14 protein-coding genes are annotated in these 19,608 nt (G+C 43.7%); 9 read left to right on the top strand and 5 right to left on the bottom strand.

Annotated elements, in window-relative coordinates; all coding sequences use genetic code 11:
- Positions 1-473 precede the first annotated feature (473 nt).
- Positions 474-3,206, top strand: coding sequence for an ImpA family metalloprotease (locus L4D05_RS21230; protein WP_428795221.1), 2,733 nt, complete (start codon positions 474-476; stop codon positions 3,204-3,206).
- A gap of 116 nt (positions 3,207-3,322) precedes the next feature.
- Here the strand turns inward: L4D05_RS21230 and L4D05_RS21225 are convergent, their stop codons facing one another.
- From L4D05_RS21225 to L4D05_RS21205, 5 genes are all read right to left on the bottom strand, one after another.
- On the bottom strand, positions 3,323-3,595 hold the full coding sequence (locus tag L4D05_RS21225; RefSeq protein WP_428795220.1) for a D-fructose-6-phosphate amidotransferase: 273 nt from the start codon (positions 3,593-3,595) through the stop codon (positions 3,323-3,325).
- A 405-nt stretch (positions 3,596-4,000) separates the two neighbouring features.
- Positions 4,001-5,836 (bottom strand): hypothetical protein, encoded by a 1,836-nt coding sequence (locus L4D05_RS21220; RefSeq protein WP_428795219.1) that lies wholly within the window; start codon positions 5,834-5,836, stop codon positions 4,001-4,003.
- 18 nt (positions 5,837-5,854) lie between these two features.
- Positions 5,855-8,188 carry a polysaccharide lyase 8 family protein gene (locus L4D05_RS21215; protein WP_428795218.1) on the bottom strand — a complete coding sequence of 778 codons (2,334 nt, stop codon included), beginning with the start codon at positions 8,186-8,188 and terminating at the stop codon, positions 5,855-5,857.
- Between the two features lie 10 nt (positions 8,189-8,198).
- Positions 8,199-10,616 carry a polysaccharide lyase 8 family protein gene (locus L4D05_RS21210; RefSeq protein ID WP_428795217.1) on the bottom strand — a complete coding sequence of 806 codons (2,418 nt, stop codon included), beginning with the start codon at positions 10,614-10,616 and terminating at the stop codon, positions 8,199-8,201.
- A 20-nt stretch (positions 10,617-10,636) separates the two neighbouring features.
- A complete protein-coding gene (locus L4D05_RS21205; RefSeq protein WP_428753336.1) occupies positions 10,637-11,590 on the bottom strand; it encodes a hypothetical protein in 954 nt (317 codons plus the stop codon).
- A gap of 439 nt (positions 11,591-12,029) precedes the next feature.
- Here L4D05_RS21205 and L4D05_RS21200 point away from each other — a divergent pair, with 439 nt between their 5' ends.
- From L4D05_RS21200 to L4D05_RS21165, 8 genes are all read left to right on the top strand, one after another.
- Positions 12,030-12,806, top strand: coding sequence for a DeoR/GlpR family DNA-binding transcription regulator (locus tag L4D05_RS21200; RefSeq protein WP_428795216.1), 777 nt, complete (start codon positions 12,030-12,032; stop codon positions 12,804-12,806).
- 21 nt (positions 12,807-12,827) lie between these two features.
- A complete protein-coding gene (locus tag L4D05_RS21195) occupies positions 12,828-13,316 on the top strand; it encodes a PTS sugar transporter subunit IIB (protein WP_428795215.1) in 489 nt (162 codons plus the stop codon).
- A 10-nt stretch (positions 13,317-13,326) separates the two neighbouring features.
- Positions 13,327-14,097: a PTS N-acetylgalactosamine transporter subunit IIC gene (gene agaW / locus L4D05_RS21190; RefSeq protein WP_428795214.1), complete on the top strand. Its 771-nt coding sequence runs from the start codon at positions 13,327-13,329 to the stop codon at positions 14,095-14,097.
- Positions 14,098-14,110: 13 nt separating this feature from the next.
- Entirely contained in the window at positions 14,111-14,926 is an 816-nt protein-coding gene (locus L4D05_RS21185) for a PTS system mannose/fructose/sorbose family transporter subunit IID (RefSeq protein WP_428795213.1), read from the top strand.
- Between the two features lie 13 nt (positions 14,927-14,939).
- Positions 14,940-15,380 (top strand): PTS galactosamine/N-acetylgalactosamine transporter subunit IIA, encoded by a 441-nt coding sequence (gene agaF, locus L4D05_RS21180; RefSeq protein ID WP_428795212.1) that lies wholly within the window; start codon positions 14,940-14,942, stop codon positions 15,378-15,380.
- Positions 15,381-15,558: 178 nt separating this feature from the next.
- Positions 15,559-16,602: a glycoside hydrolase family 88/105 protein gene (locus L4D05_RS21175; RefSeq protein WP_428795211.1), complete on the top strand. Its 1,044-nt coding sequence runs from the start codon at positions 15,559-15,561 to the stop codon at positions 16,600-16,602.
- A gap of 498 nt (positions 16,603-17,100) precedes the next feature.
- The gene (locus L4D05_RS21170) at positions 17,101-18,567 is read left to right on the top strand and encodes an amidase (RefSeq protein WP_428795210.1); all 1,467 of its coding nucleotides are present in this window, start codon (positions 17,101-17,103) and stop codon (positions 18,565-18,567) included.
- A gap of 414 nt (positions 18,568-18,981) precedes the next feature.
- On the top strand, positions 18,982-19,608 hold a 627-nt coding region (locus L4D05_RS21165; protein ID WP_428795209.1), incomplete at its 3' end, for an alcohol dehydrogenase catalytic domain-containing protein.

Below are 19,608 nucleotides of genomic sequence, written 5' to 3'. Positions count from 1 at the left end.
TGTAAGTCTATGGTATAAATAAGTGATACTTATCACACCATAAGACGACACGTTAATTTTATTTGAAAATTAGTAATGGCAATTTGTTGTGATTACCATCGCAAAGTCACTATTATCTCACTAATTACCGAGGGATTTTACCGGGAGAACGTATAATTTTTTCACTACATAGGCAGGCAATATACCCTTTTTTTTTATGGAATATAAAGTGAACATCATCGTTTCTTTGTATACATGATGCTCCCTATGAGCATACGTTTTTAAGTTGTCATCGACGAATTGAATTTCGGGGCGTGCTTTTGGTTTGATTAATTCTTGTCGCGACGGTTTGCTATTTTGTAGGAGTATTCTCGATACAGAATGAGAAATCGTATTTCGAGCAAGTTATTGCGTGATCTTAAGTCCAATCATAGAGAGGGTGAATGGCTGTATTGAATTTATGATTTAGCCTTCCATTTTTCGTGGGAGGTAAAATGAAAAAAAGTGCACTAATGATAACCTTACTCGCGGGGTTAGTGGGTTGCGGTGGTGGGTCTGACTCTGAGACGGCTACACCCACACCTAGCAAAACACCTGTCCAGCTTGCATTAGAAAGTGGTGATGCATCATTAGTTGATGACGCCAATGACTTTATTGATGCGAGTCAATCTTTGGTGGCGAGTTATAAGCATACGTATAGCGGCATTAAACGTGAATTAGCGCAAGATACCAGTGGCAACAATTTGTCTGATTTGCATTGGGACCCTACCCATGATGCAGCAATACTCTCGCCTACTTATGGGTTTAATGACACTATTTTAACCACCAATAAAGCAATGAATGCCGGGTATGATGATCAGGTATTGACCATTGGTGTTGCGGGCATTACGTCAAATAATGTGCGTTATGCAGCCCTTGGCAGCAATCCATTTCGTACTAAGCTACGCTTTCCTAACTCTGTGAACCAGCCAATGGAGAGATGGTTACAGAATCTTGTGCAATGGGTCATGTCTTCAACTCAAGCACCGAGACGTATTGTATTAGCTCAGCTTGACCAGCCCCACTATTTCCCCGACGCCCAAGCGACACGAAATTGGTTAACGGAAACCTATTCAGATTCATTGCTGATGAATGCTGATAATCAATGTGATGGTGAGCAATTACTTGCGTGTTTACAAGAAAAGCCTGATATGTTGATTCTATCCCAACAGTTAAATGCCGGAGACAGTGCTGACTCAGTACTTCAAGGGGTGGAGTATGCGTTAGAGCATGGCATTCCAGTGTTGTATCTACATTTAGATGGCGGCATGACCGAACTAGGTAGCCGATTATTTGAGCGCTTACACATTAATTACGTTGGTGATAACTATTGGCGTAAGCTTGGCGTAACCAATTGGAACCCGACCTCGCTTATCGACAAAGTACCAGATTCAATATTGCAGCAGCAAGCGCTATTACAGCGACTGCAGCATGATAGCTTTAGTGTCGATCTTAGTTTATGCGATGATAAATCGTGTAGTGCAGATTCGATGATGGCCGAGCAGTTCTACCCAGCAGTAGAGAGTATACGCCAGCATCTAAATCGGCTTGATAGCAATAAAGTGGATCTCTTTTCAAGCCCGGATTATGCCTATGAAAAATTATTGCTGCTACTTGCCGATCATTACCGTCAATCGGTTCTATTTCCTATGGATAAAGACAGCACAGAAACGCTTGATTTTTTGAAATCTTATTTCAGTGATTATACTCAGTACCATACTCGCAAGCTTAATCATGCCCAGCCAAGTTTAGGGAATTTTAGTACTCGATCTTTTGAAAATATTCCGTTAGTAAATAAGACTGTGTCACTGGAATCAAAACGCAGTTTCCGTTCAGCAGGTGTGTATGCCATTCCAGGTCAAACCTTTAAGGTGACACGTCAAGATAATCACCAAGTGACGACATCGATTGTGTTAAATACTTTGCGTAGCGGGGCAACGCATGAATTTTCTAGTAATGGAGGGTACGCAAGGCCTAAGTTTCTGACATCAACGAGTTACCGAGTTGAGCCAGGAGAAACGATTTATTTAACTTCAGCGTATGGCGGTACCGTTCAGGTTCAGTTTGATGCCAATGATATCCCTGTCGAATTCTATTTCGAAAATGTTGCTCAGCATCCTGTGTGGCGAAGTGCCGCTGACAACGATACGTTTATCGCACAACTTAAGTCCGCTCAGTTTGATTGGGCGGAGTTGATCACTCCGGGATTTGAGGTGCACTCTAAGGCTGACAAAATGTTGGAATCAGTGAGCTCAACAGATTGGGCTCAGCCTCAAGATATGGCGGCAGCTACCGAGCGCTATGTGCATAACTTCCCGCACGCACTGGCTGGTTTTCAGGGGCCTGGCATTGATACGATCGATGAGATCCACCAATACGGTAAAGATCAAGGTTGGACTATCGAGACCATTGATATTGTTAAGCACATGAATGCCGACCAAGCAACCTGTGGTTATGGCTGCTCGGGCAATCCATATGATGCTTACTGGTCGTTTCATCCGCTTGGTCATGGTGATTTGCATGAACTCGGTCATGGCTTAGAGAAAGGGCGTTTTCGATTTACTGGTTGGGATGGCCACTCCACCACGAACTATTACTCCTACTACAGTAAGTCTCGCTATTATGTCGACACTGGAAAGGTCTCTTCCTGCCAAGGGCTTGACTTTAAAGGGCAATTTGAATTACTGCAGCAAAGCCGATTGCAAGCCGATCCAAATGCTTTCATGGCGGCGCAAAATCAAACGGGTTGGAGCTGGGGAGCGCGTATCTACATACAAATGATGATGTCAGCTCAGCAGCAAGGGGTATTGAAGAACGGCTGGCACCTGTTAGGCCGTTTGCACCTTATTGAACGTGAATTCAATAGATTGAAAGCGAGTGAGTCCTTTTGGGAAGAGCGTAAAGCCTCGATTGGTTTCACCCATTACTCTCAGGCTGAAGCAAATACGTTGAATAATAATGATTGGCTATTGGTGGCGCTAAGTTACATCACCCAGCGAGATATGCGTAGCTATCTTGATATGTGGGGTTTTCATTTTAGTGATAAAGCCAAGCAACAAGTGGCCGCAATGAGCGTAGATGTGATGCCAATGACTTATTTTGCAGCAACTTCTCAGGGGTATTGCTTGGACGAGTTTGCTACCAATCCTGTCAGTATTAATGGTAGCAACGTTTGGCCACTTAATTAGCGGAAAAACAGCCGAGTATCAGCGTACTAAAACCATAAGTATAAAGTGATAGATAGGCAGAGGTCTCTCCTAAACAGATTGACCTCTGTTACTCCCTATACCTCAGCGCTCGGCGGCTAATGCTGTGCAGAACCTCTTTGTGAGTTGCTTAGTCGGGTGCTTGGCAATTCAATGCGCTTGATGGCTTCAGCAATGAAGTAGGGTGGGATAAGGAAAACCAGAAAGCCAAACGACTCATGAAATAACAGTGTAGCGATGTCTTTTTCGTTATTGAAATAGGCCAATACGCCCAAAACATCGAGTAAAACGCTGAGCAGAGCCAAAGTAACTGAGATAATTAGCCCCAGGCCTAATGCGTCTCTTAATATTGGTTTAGATAGCCTCATCATTGATCCTCATTCCTTGTTTATTTTCCTATAAGCTACTCTTCTAATACACGGTCTTTATTGAGTTGCATCAATATTCATATTGGGTAAATCGCAATCTAATAATGCGATAATTGCTGCTAAATGACTTTGCTAGATGACTTTGCGAAATAGATTAGTGAAAGTGTTTTATAGGTGAGCGGATTATTGATGTAAGGGTATAGGGCTAGCGGATCTGAGGTTGCTACACGTATTCACCGTGACATATCACGCTTACTGAGAAATCATGGCAACAAATCAGCACAGTCTAGCTGGGCTGATTTGCTGATTTATTTTGAAGCCGTGTCTATATTGAAATTGTGTCTATGTTAAAACCGTATCTAAGCAAAGACTTAAATGGCTTAGACACGGTTTCACCGCTCGCGTTGATTACTTCCAGCCAATCGCGATATTTTTAAAGTAGAACGCTTGATTTTCTACCCCTGAACGCGCCGCGTCTGGACGGTATGAATTAAAGCTTGCTACCGCCCCAACATTTCCTATTGCGTCTCCTGTGACAAGCGGGTATTCCACTTGGTTGAACTCTACTCCGTTTATTGGGTTAAAGTGCGTGTCGTTATTTAATAAGCTATCGAGTGTGCCTTGCCCGCTATGTTCATCAAAGTTGAGGGTTTGTGAAATGCTAGACCATTTATTAGGCGCCCAGTATTTGGTTGAGCCATCGAACCAAGTTAGAAACGAGGCGTTGAATTTCGTGCCCAAACGCTTGTAGTGATTGATGACATAGTTATGTTCAGCCAAAACGCTATTGGTTGTTGTGTCTGTTAAATAAAGGCCTGGCAAAATGACAAGGTCATTATTTTGATTGGCGTGTACGTCTTTTTCGTATTGTACGTCGTAGGCAATACAGGCGGATGAAATGCTTGCCGACGCAGGGAAGTTGACGAGTAGGCTAGTGCCGTTTTCGGTATTATCCTGGCCGACTGCGCCTGCCGCATAAGTTATCTTGAGCGCGGGTTCATCCCCTAGTGTGACAACACTGATGTTATTGCGATCCACAGAGAATAGCGCAGCACCATGTTTAATATCACCAAGTTGACTTGAAATAGCGTCCATGATCTTTTGGTGGTCACTGCCTTCTAAGCCGGTAAGATCAACGATGCGTGAATGAGTAAAGCCTTGATCAGAGCACACGTTATCCGGTGTCGGATCTGGGTTCACTGGTGGCTGTTCAGGGAGTTCAACTGACTCATCTGTCCAAGCAAAGGTGATGTCTTTAATTTGCAACGTTTGCTCTAACAAATCTTCCGCTTGGTCTGCACTGTGTTTATAGTGGCGGTAAAACTCCATTAATCCCGCAAGTTGGTAATTGTGTTGCTCGTCAATCATGACTCGCTCGGTGACAGGGTAGAAGCCTGTACTACCATCCGTCGGGATCGCTTCCTTAGTGTTGTAGTGCATCGCCAAGCTTCCATCTTCTACCGGGAGCCCTTCTGGCGTAAAACTATTCGCCATTAAGTCAAACTGAACTAAATTCCACTGACCATGCTTGATACGAAAGCGCTCACCGTCTTGGGACAGTGCTTTATTGAATAGTAGGTTGTCTTTTGCATCACCAAAGCGAGTGTTCATATAGATGTAGCGATCGGTGCTGAGCTTATAAGTAAAACCTTTGCCGTTAGTCAGTGGTTTATTTTCGACAAGAGGGTCACCGCTGGTGAATCCGCCAAGGAAAAGATAGTCGGGTGTGCGAGAGCCATCACCACCATAGCCCAATGGCGTGCTGAGCTGGTAGTTGTATGCTAAAACGGCTTCTTTTACTAACCCATTTGGCATTTCCACAACAAAGCTGAATCCGTTCTTAATGGCATTACTGGCTGACGGCATACCGACGGCTTGCGGTGCAATTGTGGTTTCAAAGACGTATTCGCCATTGTCGCGTTGTACCACACTAAGGTTGAGTTCATCCCAGTCTCCGCCAGTTGTCATTCCCCATTTAGGCGTGACATTAAACAGGCCAGAGCGAGCTGTTAGCCCATGGTTGAGCTGATCCTCAATACCTTGAACTAATTCTTGTCCTTCTAAACCCGCAAGTGGTGCAATATCGAGTTTTTTCACATTGGTGTATTGGTCACCAATATTTGGCTGGTGGCCTTCTGATGGTGGTGGTGGGATGATGGGAGGTGGATTAGGCTTATCGCTACTATCATTACCGCATCCAGCTAACGAAAGTAAAACAGCAACTGTCAGGATATTTTTAAACATTGAATTGTCCTTTAGTATTTAAATTCTTTTTAGTGAAAAGGTGTAGGATTGACCATCTAAGCCATCGACATCGATGGATATGATCCCGGAAGCATCGATGGATACTCGATGGTCTGGGTCATTGCTGATGGTTGTATTTTGACCAAGAGAAAAAGCGATGACGTGTGAAGACCATGTGGGATCGGAAACCGATACTGTCATGTCGCCATTGTCGTGTTGTTTCATCATCATGGAGAGTGGGGTTTGCGCTTCGATATTGCCGACTTTGCCACGTTGCCAGAAGTTAGCTGCGATGAGATTGAGCGTCTGATGAATGACAACGTGTGCCGTCGCATCATTACTTAGTACCTCAACAGCAGGGACATAGCCTGATGCGGTATTGGGTACAATGGCATACTGATAGTTGTTGTGATGGTCGCTATCGAATGTCGCGCTGACAAAGCAGCCTTCGACTTTGCCGCTGTTGACGCCAATATCAGACCAATCACCTTGGCGACAGGTTCGTTTGATGTTGGCCGTGTTGCCGGATAGCGCAATATATTGGAGCGGATGTTTAGTCGTATCGTACTCAATCTCTAAACGTTCCAAGTGGCCGGTAAACCCCTCCGGCTCAGACAGGTGTTCTCCATTGACATAAATAGTGGCGTCATGAGCCACTTTTCGGTTTTCAATCACGGTTAACGCATTATTGCTGCTGTTATTGGTGATGTTTGAGCCAAGCGCAATGATGTCTTGGTCGAATAAAAACCATGACTTCTTCGCTGACAGAAGATTGTTGTAGTTTGTGAAGTTGAACCCGACACTACCGTATTGCTCTAATTGAGTACCACCAGACCAAGTAATGGCATCTTGTCGACCTTCTCCTTGCTCACTGCGTTGACCAGAACACGGATTACGGGCTTCATCCAGTACAGTAATACCGGGTAATTTATGGGCATCTACCACAGGCCAGTATTGATTGTAATGATCTTGCTGGTTGTAAAGGTAGGTGACACCGTCGCCGGTATACCACCCTTGGGTATTTTCACTATTAATACACTCGTAATTGCCTACTCGATTCGAATGCATTGCGATACTAAATGACCAATCAGGCCGGTGATGGACCACTCGATCCATCGCTGGAAATTGAATATGTTCGCGACGGTTGTCAATGACGCCAATAGCGCTATCTTCGACGATAGTTCTTGCCATTTGATAAGGATAGAAAAGGCCAATAGAGTCAAAGAAGTCGCCCTGTAGATCCGTCAGGATTTGGCTTTTTATGACACGAGAGAGCTGCTCTTGGTAGCTATCAGGTGTAGAAGCGACATAGAGCAGCATCGCGTTAATAATGGCATGCCCTAGCTTATCGTTTTGGCCACTGATACGTGAAATGGCGCGCCCATTGACGCTGTCCATCATTCGCCCATTGACCAAAAATGGGTAAAACGACTCCATTAGAATAGGGTAAATACGTTCTAGGTTAAGGTCATCGAGAGCAGGCAGTTGGGCCGCCTCGGCTGAACCCACCATAAGTCCAAGACCTTTAATTAACTCATTACCGTATGTACCGGTATAGGGAATGTCGGTATGTTGAATAAAGGAGTGGTCAAGATAAAATCCATCACCTTGGCTCACAGTATCAATGACCGCCGACACCGATTGCAATGCGGTATCGATGTCTTGATCGTTTTTGTCTAAGATGCCACGAATCAACACGACTTGAGAGGTGTCGACAAGGTTTGCACCGACAGAGGGTTTGATGTTACCGCCGACATTTATTGTTGTTGGATCGGGCACAAAGTGTCGCGTTGCTAAAATGTATTGGCTAATGAGATCGGGGTCTAGGTCATCTTTCATCAGCATCAATATGTCATTGATGGCTTTTGGTGTACCGATTTGCCAATTCCACCAGTTTCCCGGTTGTTCGGTTATATTTGCGTGGTAATAGTGCTGGTTTAAGCGAGTTAAACTACTTTCTATGGTTGTTTTTAATGTGACATTACCGAAGAGATCACCTTGAGGAAGGGTGTAGCTTTTCGCCATAGCTAATAGGCGCAAATAGTTTGCGCGCAACTGGCTATCGATATTACTTGGTGTGATCACTAAATCGGCAAATGTGCCGTCCTCTCGTAAAGGTTGGCTATTGAGCCAACCTTTTGTTTGGGTATTGAGAGTCGTGATTTTTGCTTGGAGCGCACTGTCATACTCGAGGGCAGGATCACCAATTAAATAGTGATTCCATTTTGCTCGAAATACTTCCACCGTTGGCTGATTTTCTGGTTCTTTTGTTGGGCTGTTGGATTCTGATCCACAGCCGAATAAAAGACTACCGATTACAATAGCAAGGATGGGCTGTTTAAATGATGTCATTTTTTCACCATCATTTAATGCGTTTAAGTGCAAAGATGTAGCTTGTGCCACCTAAGTCGTCGAGATCGACAGAAATCTCATTGCCGTTTGTCAATTTAACGCGCGAATCGTCATTGGTCAGTAATTCAAATTGACCATCGATAATGAATTTTCGGTTGAACCAAGAGCGAGTCGGGTTGGAAACAGAAACTTGCACGAGGCCGTCGGATTCTTGCGTCATAATCGACATCGCCGATTTGCTTGTAATCGCTCCGGCTTTACCTTTACCCCAAAAATTAGCGGCAAATAGGTTTAATGCCTTATGGTCAACAGCGTGCACGGACTGATTGTTCGCTAGAATCGAAATATCTTGGCTTGGTGTCGCCAAACTTGGCGTGATCATATAAGCGTATTGATTGCGCTCTTGAGCGTGACGCATTGTTGCTTCATAGAAGCAGCCAGAAACGTCCCCTTTGCTGGTGCCAATATCAGACCAATTGCCATCACGGCATTGTTTGACAATCTCGATAGGAGTATCAGTCAGTAGCGAGTATTGGATCGCCGAGGCATCACTGGCTTGCTCTTTAATGGTAAAGCGCTTGGCGATACCTTTAAAGCTGTCCGCTACTATCTCACCATTGACTTGTAATGACGCACCGTCTGCCAGCAGTCGGTTATCGATCGTCGTGATTGCAGGCGCATCACTGCTGTTTTCAATATCTGAACCAAGGGCAATGATTTCATTATCGAACATGAACCATGACTTATGGGCAGACAGATCGCGAGTGTGGTTCACAAATTTCATACCAGCGACGCCGTATTGATTGAGTGCGGCACCGCCCGTCCAATTCATCGCCCCATTGCGCCCATTGCGTTGTGCAGACAGTTGCCCGTCCCCAAGCTCTCGTTCAATAAGTAGTGTTGTGGTGCCTGGCAGTTTATAAGGGTCGACAAGTGGCCAGAATCCTTGGTGATAGCGATCGTTTTGAGTGTATAAATACGTCATACCATCAGCGGTATGCCACCCTTTTAGGTTCTCGCCGTTGATGGATTCATAGTTGCCGACGCGATTGGAGTGCATGGCAACGCCAAACGTCCAGTTGTCTCGGTGGTGAACAACCCGGTCCATATCAGAAAATTGGATATGAGAGGCTGTTGGTGTCGCTTGGATATCACGTGTCGCTAACATGTTCTGTGCGAGTTGGTAGCTGTTAAAGTTACGTGAAGTTCGTAGTCCATTAGTGCTGTGTAGCTGGGAGGCGATAACATTGATAAAGTCATCACGGTATTGCTCAGGGGTACCGTCGACGTACAGCAACATGGCACTTAGAATAGCCTGTCCAACAACGTCATTTTGCTCCCAAGATCTTGATGTCGCGCGTCCATTCACAAAATCCATCATGCGGCCATTCACCAATAGTGGCGCATAAGCCTTTAAAATGAGCGGATAGATTTTTTGTAGGTTTGGATCCGTGGCCTGCCAAGGTGTATTCGCGACTAAGCTTAGCTGCATGCCTAAGCCTTGTAGCATCACTTGGCCATAGGTACCGGAGTAAGGCAGATCTTTGTGCTGTATGTAGGAGCCGTCTTGGTAGAAACCATCACCAGATTCAACGTATGGAATCACGCTAGAAAGCGCGGCCACGGCATCGGCAATGTCTTTTTCATTATTGTCGAGCAAGCCTCGAATCAATACGACTTGGGCATTATCGGTTCGGTTGCCCCCAGTGGACTCCCAAATGAGTGGGGCACTAGAATAAGGCGCGCCATACCCCTCGCTGAGGTGCGTCGGGCTTGGAACAAAATAACGGGTCGCATCAACGTAGTTGCTGACGATTTCGTATGGAATATCATCGTATAACATGACCAGTGTATTATTTACCACTCGTGAGATACCCAATTCCCATTGCCACCAGTTGCCATATTCTGGCATGCCGACGTGATAGTACTCTTCATTAAGGAAGGCAAGCGATTCAACTAAGGTCTCCAACAGTGCTGGGTTACCTTCCAATTCACCACCAGGCAATTTATAGGCGCGAGCAAGTTTGAATAGGCGCTGATAAGTGGCGAACAGTGGTACACCTAGAGTTTGACGCCCATTATGTGAGTCGATGTCTAATGGCAAATCATCCCAAAAGCCCGTTTTTTCAATTTGAATGGTATTCAATAGTTGCTGGGCGTGTTTATTTATCGCCACAATTTCTGTTTGTTGTTGCTGTGTTGTGGGTTTGCTTGGATCACCCAAAAAGTAAGTGGCCCAGCGCTGTCGTAGTTGAGAGAGTTGCTCTTGCTTGGAAGCCATGGTATTTGAAGACACTTGCTCTGACGTTAACGGTTGTGAAGCTGTTGCGTTGTTAAGCGCGGCAGATTCTGCCATGACAGGCAGGTTGATGCTGAAGAATCCCATCGCCACAGAAATGGATAGCATTGAAAGTTTGAAGTTTTTCAAGAGAGTATTCCTGTATTAGATTAAAAGATGTATTGAACGCCGAGTTTGGCAAAAAACTTATTACGGTCTGGTAACGGCTCAATAGTGCCGTTGGTGTAATACTCGTTGTCTTCAATCTGGTAATAGGTTTCGTAAATGACATTCCACTTTCCTGAAATCCCTACGTTGCCATAGACCCCCGCACGGCTATAGTTTTTGTCCATTTCTACTCCCCAGCGTTGATAGTCAAAATGGGAGCGTTCCGTGACGGTGCGGCCTAATCCCAAACGCATGAACGGGTTAATAGTGACTCGCCCTATCTTGTGGCTATAGACCAATCGGAACTGCCAATAATCGACATCGTAGCTGTTTTGGAATTCATCATATTCGGTGTAGAAACTTGGACGAATGGATGAAAACGCATTGAAGCGGTGCAGTAAACCTACGTCGATTTCATAGCCCCAGTCGGTGTAATCCTGCGCGACAGTATCGCCAGAGCGCTTGCCACGGCCATCGCCTAGGTACGCATGACCATTCAAGAAAATCAGGTTTTTGCTGTCAAAAAAGTACTCAACTTGAGGGTAAAGACGGTATTCCACTTCGTAGCGATCGATCGCATAGCCGTTGTAGCGCACCCCAACCCCAGGACGAAAACGCCAATCACCGACACGGTTGGTTTGCGTGTAGTGAAGCTCATAGCGTTTATCCATCGCGGTTACAATACCGTTACTAAACAGATCTTTATTGATGTACTCTTTGGAGAAGTAGCGACCCCAAATATTCCATTCATTACTGTTTGGTGAATGGCTAAAGCGAATATAAGGCACGTAGTTGGTTAGTGAAGCGTACTTATGCTCCTTTCCGGTTTCATCGGTTGCGTTGTAGTACTCTTCGTATTCGGAGCCTACTTCTACGATGGTTCGGGCAAGCAAAGGTGTGGCAGCTATGGCAACCGAGAACCCTAAAAGAGCGGTTGTATAAGCACTGAATTTCATTTTAATCCCTCAAATAGCACTATTGGCCGTGGCAATAGTAGCTGTGATTTTCATTAGAGCTAGTGATATTTTCATTTGTTTTTATGTTCATCACAAAAAATGAAAAAATGGCGATGTTTTAGCCTGAAGTGAAAATTTGCCTATTTAATTAACTTGTGGAAGGGGAGGGTTACCGGAAAGAACGTCATAGAATGACTGAGATAAAAAATGGATTTTTAGTATTAAATTTGAGCGTTAATGGGCGATTTGTTGCATTTGTGCGCAAGAAATGACAAAAAAATCCGGATTTTGTTACGATATGTTTGGCTATGCGATATTGTGTGATTGAGATCAAGAATGCAGTACAAAGGGTTTGTTTGGCGTTCTGACATGATGCAGACTTCAATCAAAATGAAAAAGAATGAAAATTAGGTGTGAAAGAGCACCTCAAGAGTTAGTCATGACAACAGCACTTGAAAGAAGAATGGAAATAGCCAACTTAGTTGGTGTACGCGGTAAAATGCATGTAGACGAGTTAGCCGAATATTTTAATGTGACCGGTGCCACCATTAGAGCCGATCTGCGCTTTTTAGATGATAATGGCTATATCGTTCGCTCTCATGGCTATGCTTTGGTTAACCGGACGGTACTTTCTCAACTCGCCATGTCAACGACATCGAAGAGGCAAGGAAAAGCGTCGGATTTTGGTGAGCTCATTGCTAATACAGTCTATTCAGGGCTTGAAGAGCGGAGTACCGTATTTATCGATAGTAGCCCGCTAATTAGAAAATCATTACGCCACTTAAGTGATTTAAAAAGCTCGACGATCGTTACAAGAGATTTAAACTTAATACAAAGCTTACCGCAGATAAAAGATAGTAACTTCTTTGTTACTGGCGGACGAGTGAATACCGAATTCATGAAAATGACGGGTTCACATATGATTAGAAGTTTAAAACAATATCGCTTTAATAGCGCTATTGTAAAAGTGAGCAGCTTTAATCCTAAATTAGGGGTATTTGCACGCAGTGAGTTTGATGCGGATATGATTCGTTTATTATGCGAATTGTCTGAGAAAATAATTGTCGTCGTAGAATCAGATGCATTTAATAATAATGATGCATTTTGGGCTTGTGAACCAAGCAATATTAATATGGTGATAACTGATTGCAACCTAGATGATGAAATAGAGGATTCACTAGCGTTGAATAATGTAAGAATAATCAAGTTAATCTAATGTAGTAAATAAGGGGAAATAATGGCTAACATCGTTCTAGCTCGTATTGATGAGCGTCTCATTCATGGGCAAATTCGTTTGCAATGGGGTAAGCATTCTGGCGCAAATACTATTCTTGTCGCAAATGATGAAATCGCGCAAATGGAACCACTTCAAGCGCCATTTAAAGCCTCTGCTGGTAGCGATTTTTCCGTGCTATTTAGAACGATTGACCAAGCTATTTCTAATTTACCTAAAGCCGGACCAGACCGAAAAATATTAGTACTTTGCAAAAACCCAACAGACTTTGCTCGAATTGTATCTGGTGGAATGGAATTACCTGAAATCAATATTGGTAATATGCATTTTCATGAAGGTCGTACTGCGGTTAATAAATATATTAATGTCGATAAAGAAGATATGCGTGCATTTGAAGTGCTTCGTGAGCATGGTAGTGTTTGCACGCTACAACATATGCCAGAGAGTGCAAAAGAGTGCATTTTTGAAGCAACGAAAGATCTTGTGATTTAAGGTATTTAATATGTTGATGGAAGCAGTATTAGTCGCTATTTGGGCGGCGTTATGTGGTATCGATAAGTTCGATATTTTCTCAGGTATTCATAGACCATTAGTCACAGGTACGGTGGTCGGTTTTATTCTTGGCGATTTACAAATGGGGTTGATCGCTGGTGCAACATTCGAGCTAGCTTGGCTGGGTCTAGTCTCAAACGCGGGTGTTCAACCGCCGGATACCACGATAGGCGCTATCGTTGGTACCATGTTTGCGATTAAGCTAAACATGACTCCAGAAGCTGCCATTGGTATGGCAATACCTTTTGCTCTAGCGATGCAGACTTTAGTGATTTTCCTATTTACCTCTTGCGCACCTATGATGCAAAAAGCGGATCAATACGCAGAGGATTTAAACCTCTCAGGCATTGATAAGCTGATTTATATTGGTCTTAGCGCTCGTGCGCTGCTGTACGGTGTCGTTGGCTTCTGCGCGATTTACTTCGGTGCGACTGGTGCAACGTTTATCCAAGAATATTTACCAGAGAGTATTGTGAGTGGTATGGCAATCGCTGGTGGCATGATGCCTGCTGTCGGTTTCGCGATGTTACTGCGTACTATGTTTAATATCGCTATTCTACCGTACTTCTTCTTAGGCTTCGTATGTTCGACGTATTTTGATATGCCTATTCTTGGTGTGGCTTTAGTGTTTACGTGTGTGGCGATTCTAGATTATATGAATAACAAGAAAGCAGACACTCCTCAGGTTGCAAACGCACAGGTATTTGATGATGAACTGTAAGACAAACATAAATATGAATGCAGATAGCTACCAAGATAAATCTGTAAATAAGGTTATTACTAAGAACGATCTTTGGAAAATTGGTTTTCGTGGTTTATTGATGGAAGGCAACTTCAATTATAACCGTATGCAGGCTGGTGGTTTTTGTTATTCCATTAGCCCAGCGCTTAGAAAAATTCACACTGATCCAGAAGACCTAAAGAGAGCGCTAAAGAATAACTTACAGTTCTACAACGCTAACCCTAAGCTCTTTACATTACCATTAGGCCTTGCAATTGCAATGGAAGAAAGTAAAGAGAAGCCATCAACCATTGCTTCTGTGAAAGCGGCAACGATGGGCTCGGTGTCTGGCGTTGGTGATGCACTTGACCACTCGGTGATGTTACCACTGACGCTAGCTATAGGTAGCTCAATCGCACTGCAAGGTAATCCACTTGGTGTTTTAGTATTCTTTATTCTCTACCAAGCTTACCGTATACCAATGTATTTTTGGCTGTTGTTCTTGGGCTATAACGCGGGAGTGTCTGCACTAGAGCGCCTTTCAGATCATGCGGAGAAGCTTGGCCGAGCAGCGAATATTGTCGGTCTTGGCGTGATTGGCTCTATGGTAGCGAAATACGTTAAAGTCGAAACCGTGATTGAACTGGAAGCTGGCGAGACAATGATTCGCCTACAAGAAGGGATGTTGGATAAGCTGATTCCGAACTTGTTACCTATGCTCTTAGTTTGGTTAATGTATTACCTGGTTAAGAAAGGGAAATCACCAACGGCATTGATTTTTGGAACGTTATTTGTTGGTGTCGGTGGTCATTTATTGGGTATTCTTTAATTAAGGTTGAGTTATGATTGGTATTATAGTTTCAGGGCATATTAACTTTGCCTCCGGTATGAAATCAGCAGTAGAAGCGATTGTTGGTGAACAAAGTGGATTAGAGTTTATAGATTTTGTGCCACCAATGACGACCGAGCAACTAGAAGCATCTATGTTGACGTCGATTGAAAAAATAAATAGTGGTTCAGGCGTATTAATTCTAACGGATGTTCCAGGTGGTTCACCTTGTAATCGCGCTGTCTCTATTATGCTTAAACGAGATGACGTAAAAGTTATTGCTGGCGTTAATTTACCGATGATTACTAACGCCTGTTTTGAGCGCGATGGTGTAACGATAAATGAACTCGTAGATATTGTGTCGGAGATCGGCAGTGAGTCGATAAAAGACATGGAAAAAGAACTAGCTCAACTTGAAAGTAATAATTCTGACACATTCGAAGACGAATTATAATCAATAAAGTTTAACTTATTAATTTGGTACGACTGAATTTAATCTAACTCCCTCCTATTTAGATTATCTTAGTCAGGTTTAGTCGTGCCATTTTTTACTTTTTTAATATCGACTCAGTATTAACATTATTAATTTAAATATTAGCAATGATTTTATTGTTAAGAGGTAAGGCTACCTGATGAACAGTAATAAAATTTTAGAACAAATGAAACGTGTCTATTGTTGGCAACGTGATAATCGAACTCGTTACGTTGTTCGCAGTACTGGTAAGAAACGTTTTCTGAAAGCAACGGATTGGGAACGCGGTGTATTCTGGTTATCTGTGGCGGATGCATGGAAAGCGACACAAGATGATGATTATCTTAACGGCTTACTCGATTTCACCTTGAACACCGGCTTCCGTCCTGGGCCTCTTCCACGCTTTGCCGATGATCATGTTTGTTTACAAGCGTATCTACCGCTTTACCCATTGATTGATGTTGCCGAAGCGCAAGAGTACGGTAAGGGCGCGCTTGAGCTCATGATTAATGAGCCTAAAGCTGGTCGCGAAGATTGGTGGTGGTGTGATTCGCTATTTATGGCACCTCCGGTATTTGCTGGGTTCTCTGCGCTTACTGGTGACAGTAAGTACATTGACTATATGGATACCGCGTGGTGGGATGCCGTTGAAAATCTCTTTGATCCTGAAACGGCGTTGTATTACCGCGATAAACGTTATATTCCAAACGCTGACGGCACCGAAATGCGAGAAGCGAATGGTGAAAAAGTATTTTGGAGTCGCGGAATTGGTTGGGTATTGGCCGCCGTTCCTCGAATCCTTGAGTTTATGCCGCAAGATTACCCAACACGCTCTCGTTACGTGACGATGTTTACTGATCTTGCTGCGGAAGTTATTAAATACCAACAACAAGATGGCTTCTGGCGTACAAGCTTGCTTGATCCTGACAGTTTCCCTGCACCTGAAAGCAGCGCCACATCGCTATTCTGTCATGGCTTAGCATGGGGAATTAACGCCGGTCACCTTGATCGCGATACCTATTTACCTGTCGTAGAGAAAGCATGGGCAGCATTGGAAACATGCATCCATGACAATGGCATGATTGGTTGGGTACAATTGCCTGCTTATAACCCTCGTGACGTTGAATTTGAGCATAATATTGATTATGGGGCTGGTGCGTTTTTACTTGCGGCCAGTGCGATGTTAGCGCTATACGAAGTTTAGCATCGTAGGCTAATTTCATAACAGATACAAAAATGGCTTTCTTGGGAAAGCCATTTTTGTATCTGTTGAATTTACTATGCGTAACGAGTAATCGGATGTTGATATAAGTAGGGGGCTGAGTAGAGCTGTGTGAGTACATTTACGGTATGGGATATCACGCTTAACTCTTCCCAGAAGACTTCCTTGTGCTTAACTTACTGGTTCGAGTATTTCAAACCACGTCATAGGCAGACTCAAACGCTATGGTTCCTCTTCATACCACTATGATTTTGTTGCTTTAATTTTTTGATCCTGGTGATTGGTTGTCTTGTTATGGTCAAAGTGCAGTCAGTACTGAAAGTTAAGATAACGCAGCCAATCATAATTGGTTGGTGCCGTTATCACTGATGTGAAGTATGCGATCGCTTCGCAAATAGCAATGAGTTTGATTGCATATTATTTGGTAGTGTTTATCTTCGTGATTGAAATATTCTCTATCAAAGAACACGGAGGTTAGAAATGATGTCAGATCTTGCTAAAGCGACAGGGATGGATGAGTTTGTTGACTATGATGCCATTGGCCTGATGGAGTTGATAAAAAAGGGCGAAGTAACCGCTTCAGAGCTATTGGAAGTGTTTATCTCCCGAGCGGATAAACTAAAGCATCATATTAATGCGGTGAATATTGAATACTATGATGTGGCAAGAGAACGGGCTGCCCATCTTACTAAAGACACACCTTTTGCCGGAGTCCCAATACTGGTAAAAGATATGGTTGATATTGGACACTTGATCGGGACAGACTGCTCTAATTCAAAAAGTGACTATCCAACGATTCCAGTACCTTACACTCAAGCGGTTGAATCCATTGGTCTTAATATCTTTGGAAGAACCAACTCTCCTGAGTTTGCTTCAAGTTTTAATACTTGGAATGAACGATTTGGTCTAACGAGGAACCCGTGGGATCCAGAGAAAACAGTTTTTGGCTCAAGCGGAGGAAGCAGTGCTGCGGTCGCTGCGGGGATCGCTCCTCTTGCCCTTGGTACCGATGGCGCAGGCTCTAATCGCGTACCGCCAAATGCTTGTGGGGTGTTTGGTTTTAAACCTAGTAGGGGAAGGTTGCTTGCGGGCGAAACCGGTGGTGTTCACGATCTCATAAAAACACACAGTGGTATTAGTCGCTCGGTGAGAGACAACGAAATGCTTTTTTACCATACACAAGACTTAAGAAATCCACTGTTTAAGCCTTTTACGTTACGTAGTCGAGCGAAAGAAAGTCAAAAGTTGAGAATCGGCTATATCCGAGAGGGGTTACCTGGTTATGCCGTTGATCCAAGAATTATGAAAAAACAGGACAAGGTTGCAGAACTTTGTCGTTCGCTAGGGCACGACGTGGTTGAAGTAGATTTAAAAATCGACGGTGAGCTTTACTTTCAGCGGTACCACTCATTTTATATGCCGAAATTCACGAGTTTAGCTCAACAGATTCTTGATAATAAGCCCAGCTACAATAATGAGATTATGAATATCCTAGAGTTGACTTACTTAACGCGTACTAATGCAGTATATGGAAAGAAATTCACTCAACAGCAGGTTGTCGAAGCGGAAAAGTATCTATTGAATGACATTCCTCAAGTGTTTGAGCAATTATTTGACCAATACGATGTATTACTATCAGCGGTTTGTCCTATTCAGACACAGAATGTTGGGTTTATTAATCCGATGAGAGACTCGTTTGTTGAAAAGGCGAATATTACTAATACGATTTCAAGTCTCACCTCTTTGTCAAATATATGTGGCCACCCATCAATGTCCGTACCGTTATCTTCAATTAGAAATGAAGAGTCAGGTATTAAAATGCCTCTGGGTTCGATGTTTCAAGCAAAATCTGGCGATGAGGAAATATTGTATGAGCTGGCCTACTCACTAGAGTCCGCTAAGCCTTGGGCTAATAAATGGCCAGCGATTTCGGTGAAGCACTTATAAGTATTAGCAGCCAGTTTGTGTTTGATGATGCACTGTGGAACTAATGACAAGTAGTATGCTCTGCTGTGTTGGTAACTATTGTGTTTGTTACCGTAGCATTTGTATCTATAGTGAACGTATCAACAACCCTTCCAATCCGTACTTACAGCAAGATAGGCATGCTATCTTGCTGATTTTAGGTTGCTCGTACCGACCAGGTGCCTCGCTCATCTATAGATATCCCTGCTACTCTATTATTACGTAAGTGTAATAATAAATTTCAAAACGGTGGGATTATCAAATATCCGTAATCTTCTATACTGGCTCCAACAACGAAGCAGCGAGAGAAAGTACTCTCATTGATGCTATCTGAACTTAGAGTAATTTAACGCCGGACGTCATGTTTTGTCGGCAAGCCTAATAAAGGAAACTCCAATGACACTTGAAATTAAACCAGGTCAAACTCACATTAAATCAAAAGCTATGGTTGCTTGGGCGGCGGGCGAACCGTTAAAAATGGAAGAGGTTGATGTACAGCTTCCTAAAGCGGGCGAGGTACTTGTTCGCATCGTGGCAACGGGTGTATGCCATACCGACGCGTTTACGCTTTCTGGCGACGATCCAGAAGGCATCTTCCCATCAATCTTAGGTCACGAAGGTGGCGGTATTGTTGAAATGATCGGTGAAGGTGTGACTAGCGTTGAAGTTGGCGACCATGTTATTCCACTATATACCGCAGAATGTGGCGAATGTAAGTTCTGTACTTCTGGCAAAACAAACCTATGCCAAGCGGTGCGTGAAACACAAGGTCAAGGTCTAATGCCTGATGGTACTAGCCGCTTCTCGATTAATGGCGAAACAATCTTCCATTACATGGGTTGTTCAACGTTCTCTGAATACACAGTACTTCCAGAAATTTCATTAGCGAAAGTCGCTAAAGAAGCACCTCTTGAAGAAGTATGTCTACTTGGCTGTGGTGTCACAACGGGTATGGGCGCTGTGCTAAACACGGCTAAAGTACAACAAGGCGATACTGTTGCGGTATTTGGTCTTGGTGGGTGG

Source organism: Vibrio nomapromontoriensis, assembly GCF_050337205.1.
GTDB lineage: Bacteria > Pseudomonadota > Gammaproteobacteria > Enterobacterales > Vibrionaceae > Vibrio > Vibrio nomapromontoriensis.
Note: the sequence above shows the minus strand (reverse complement) of the source record. Positions and strands in the feature narration are given on the sequence as shown.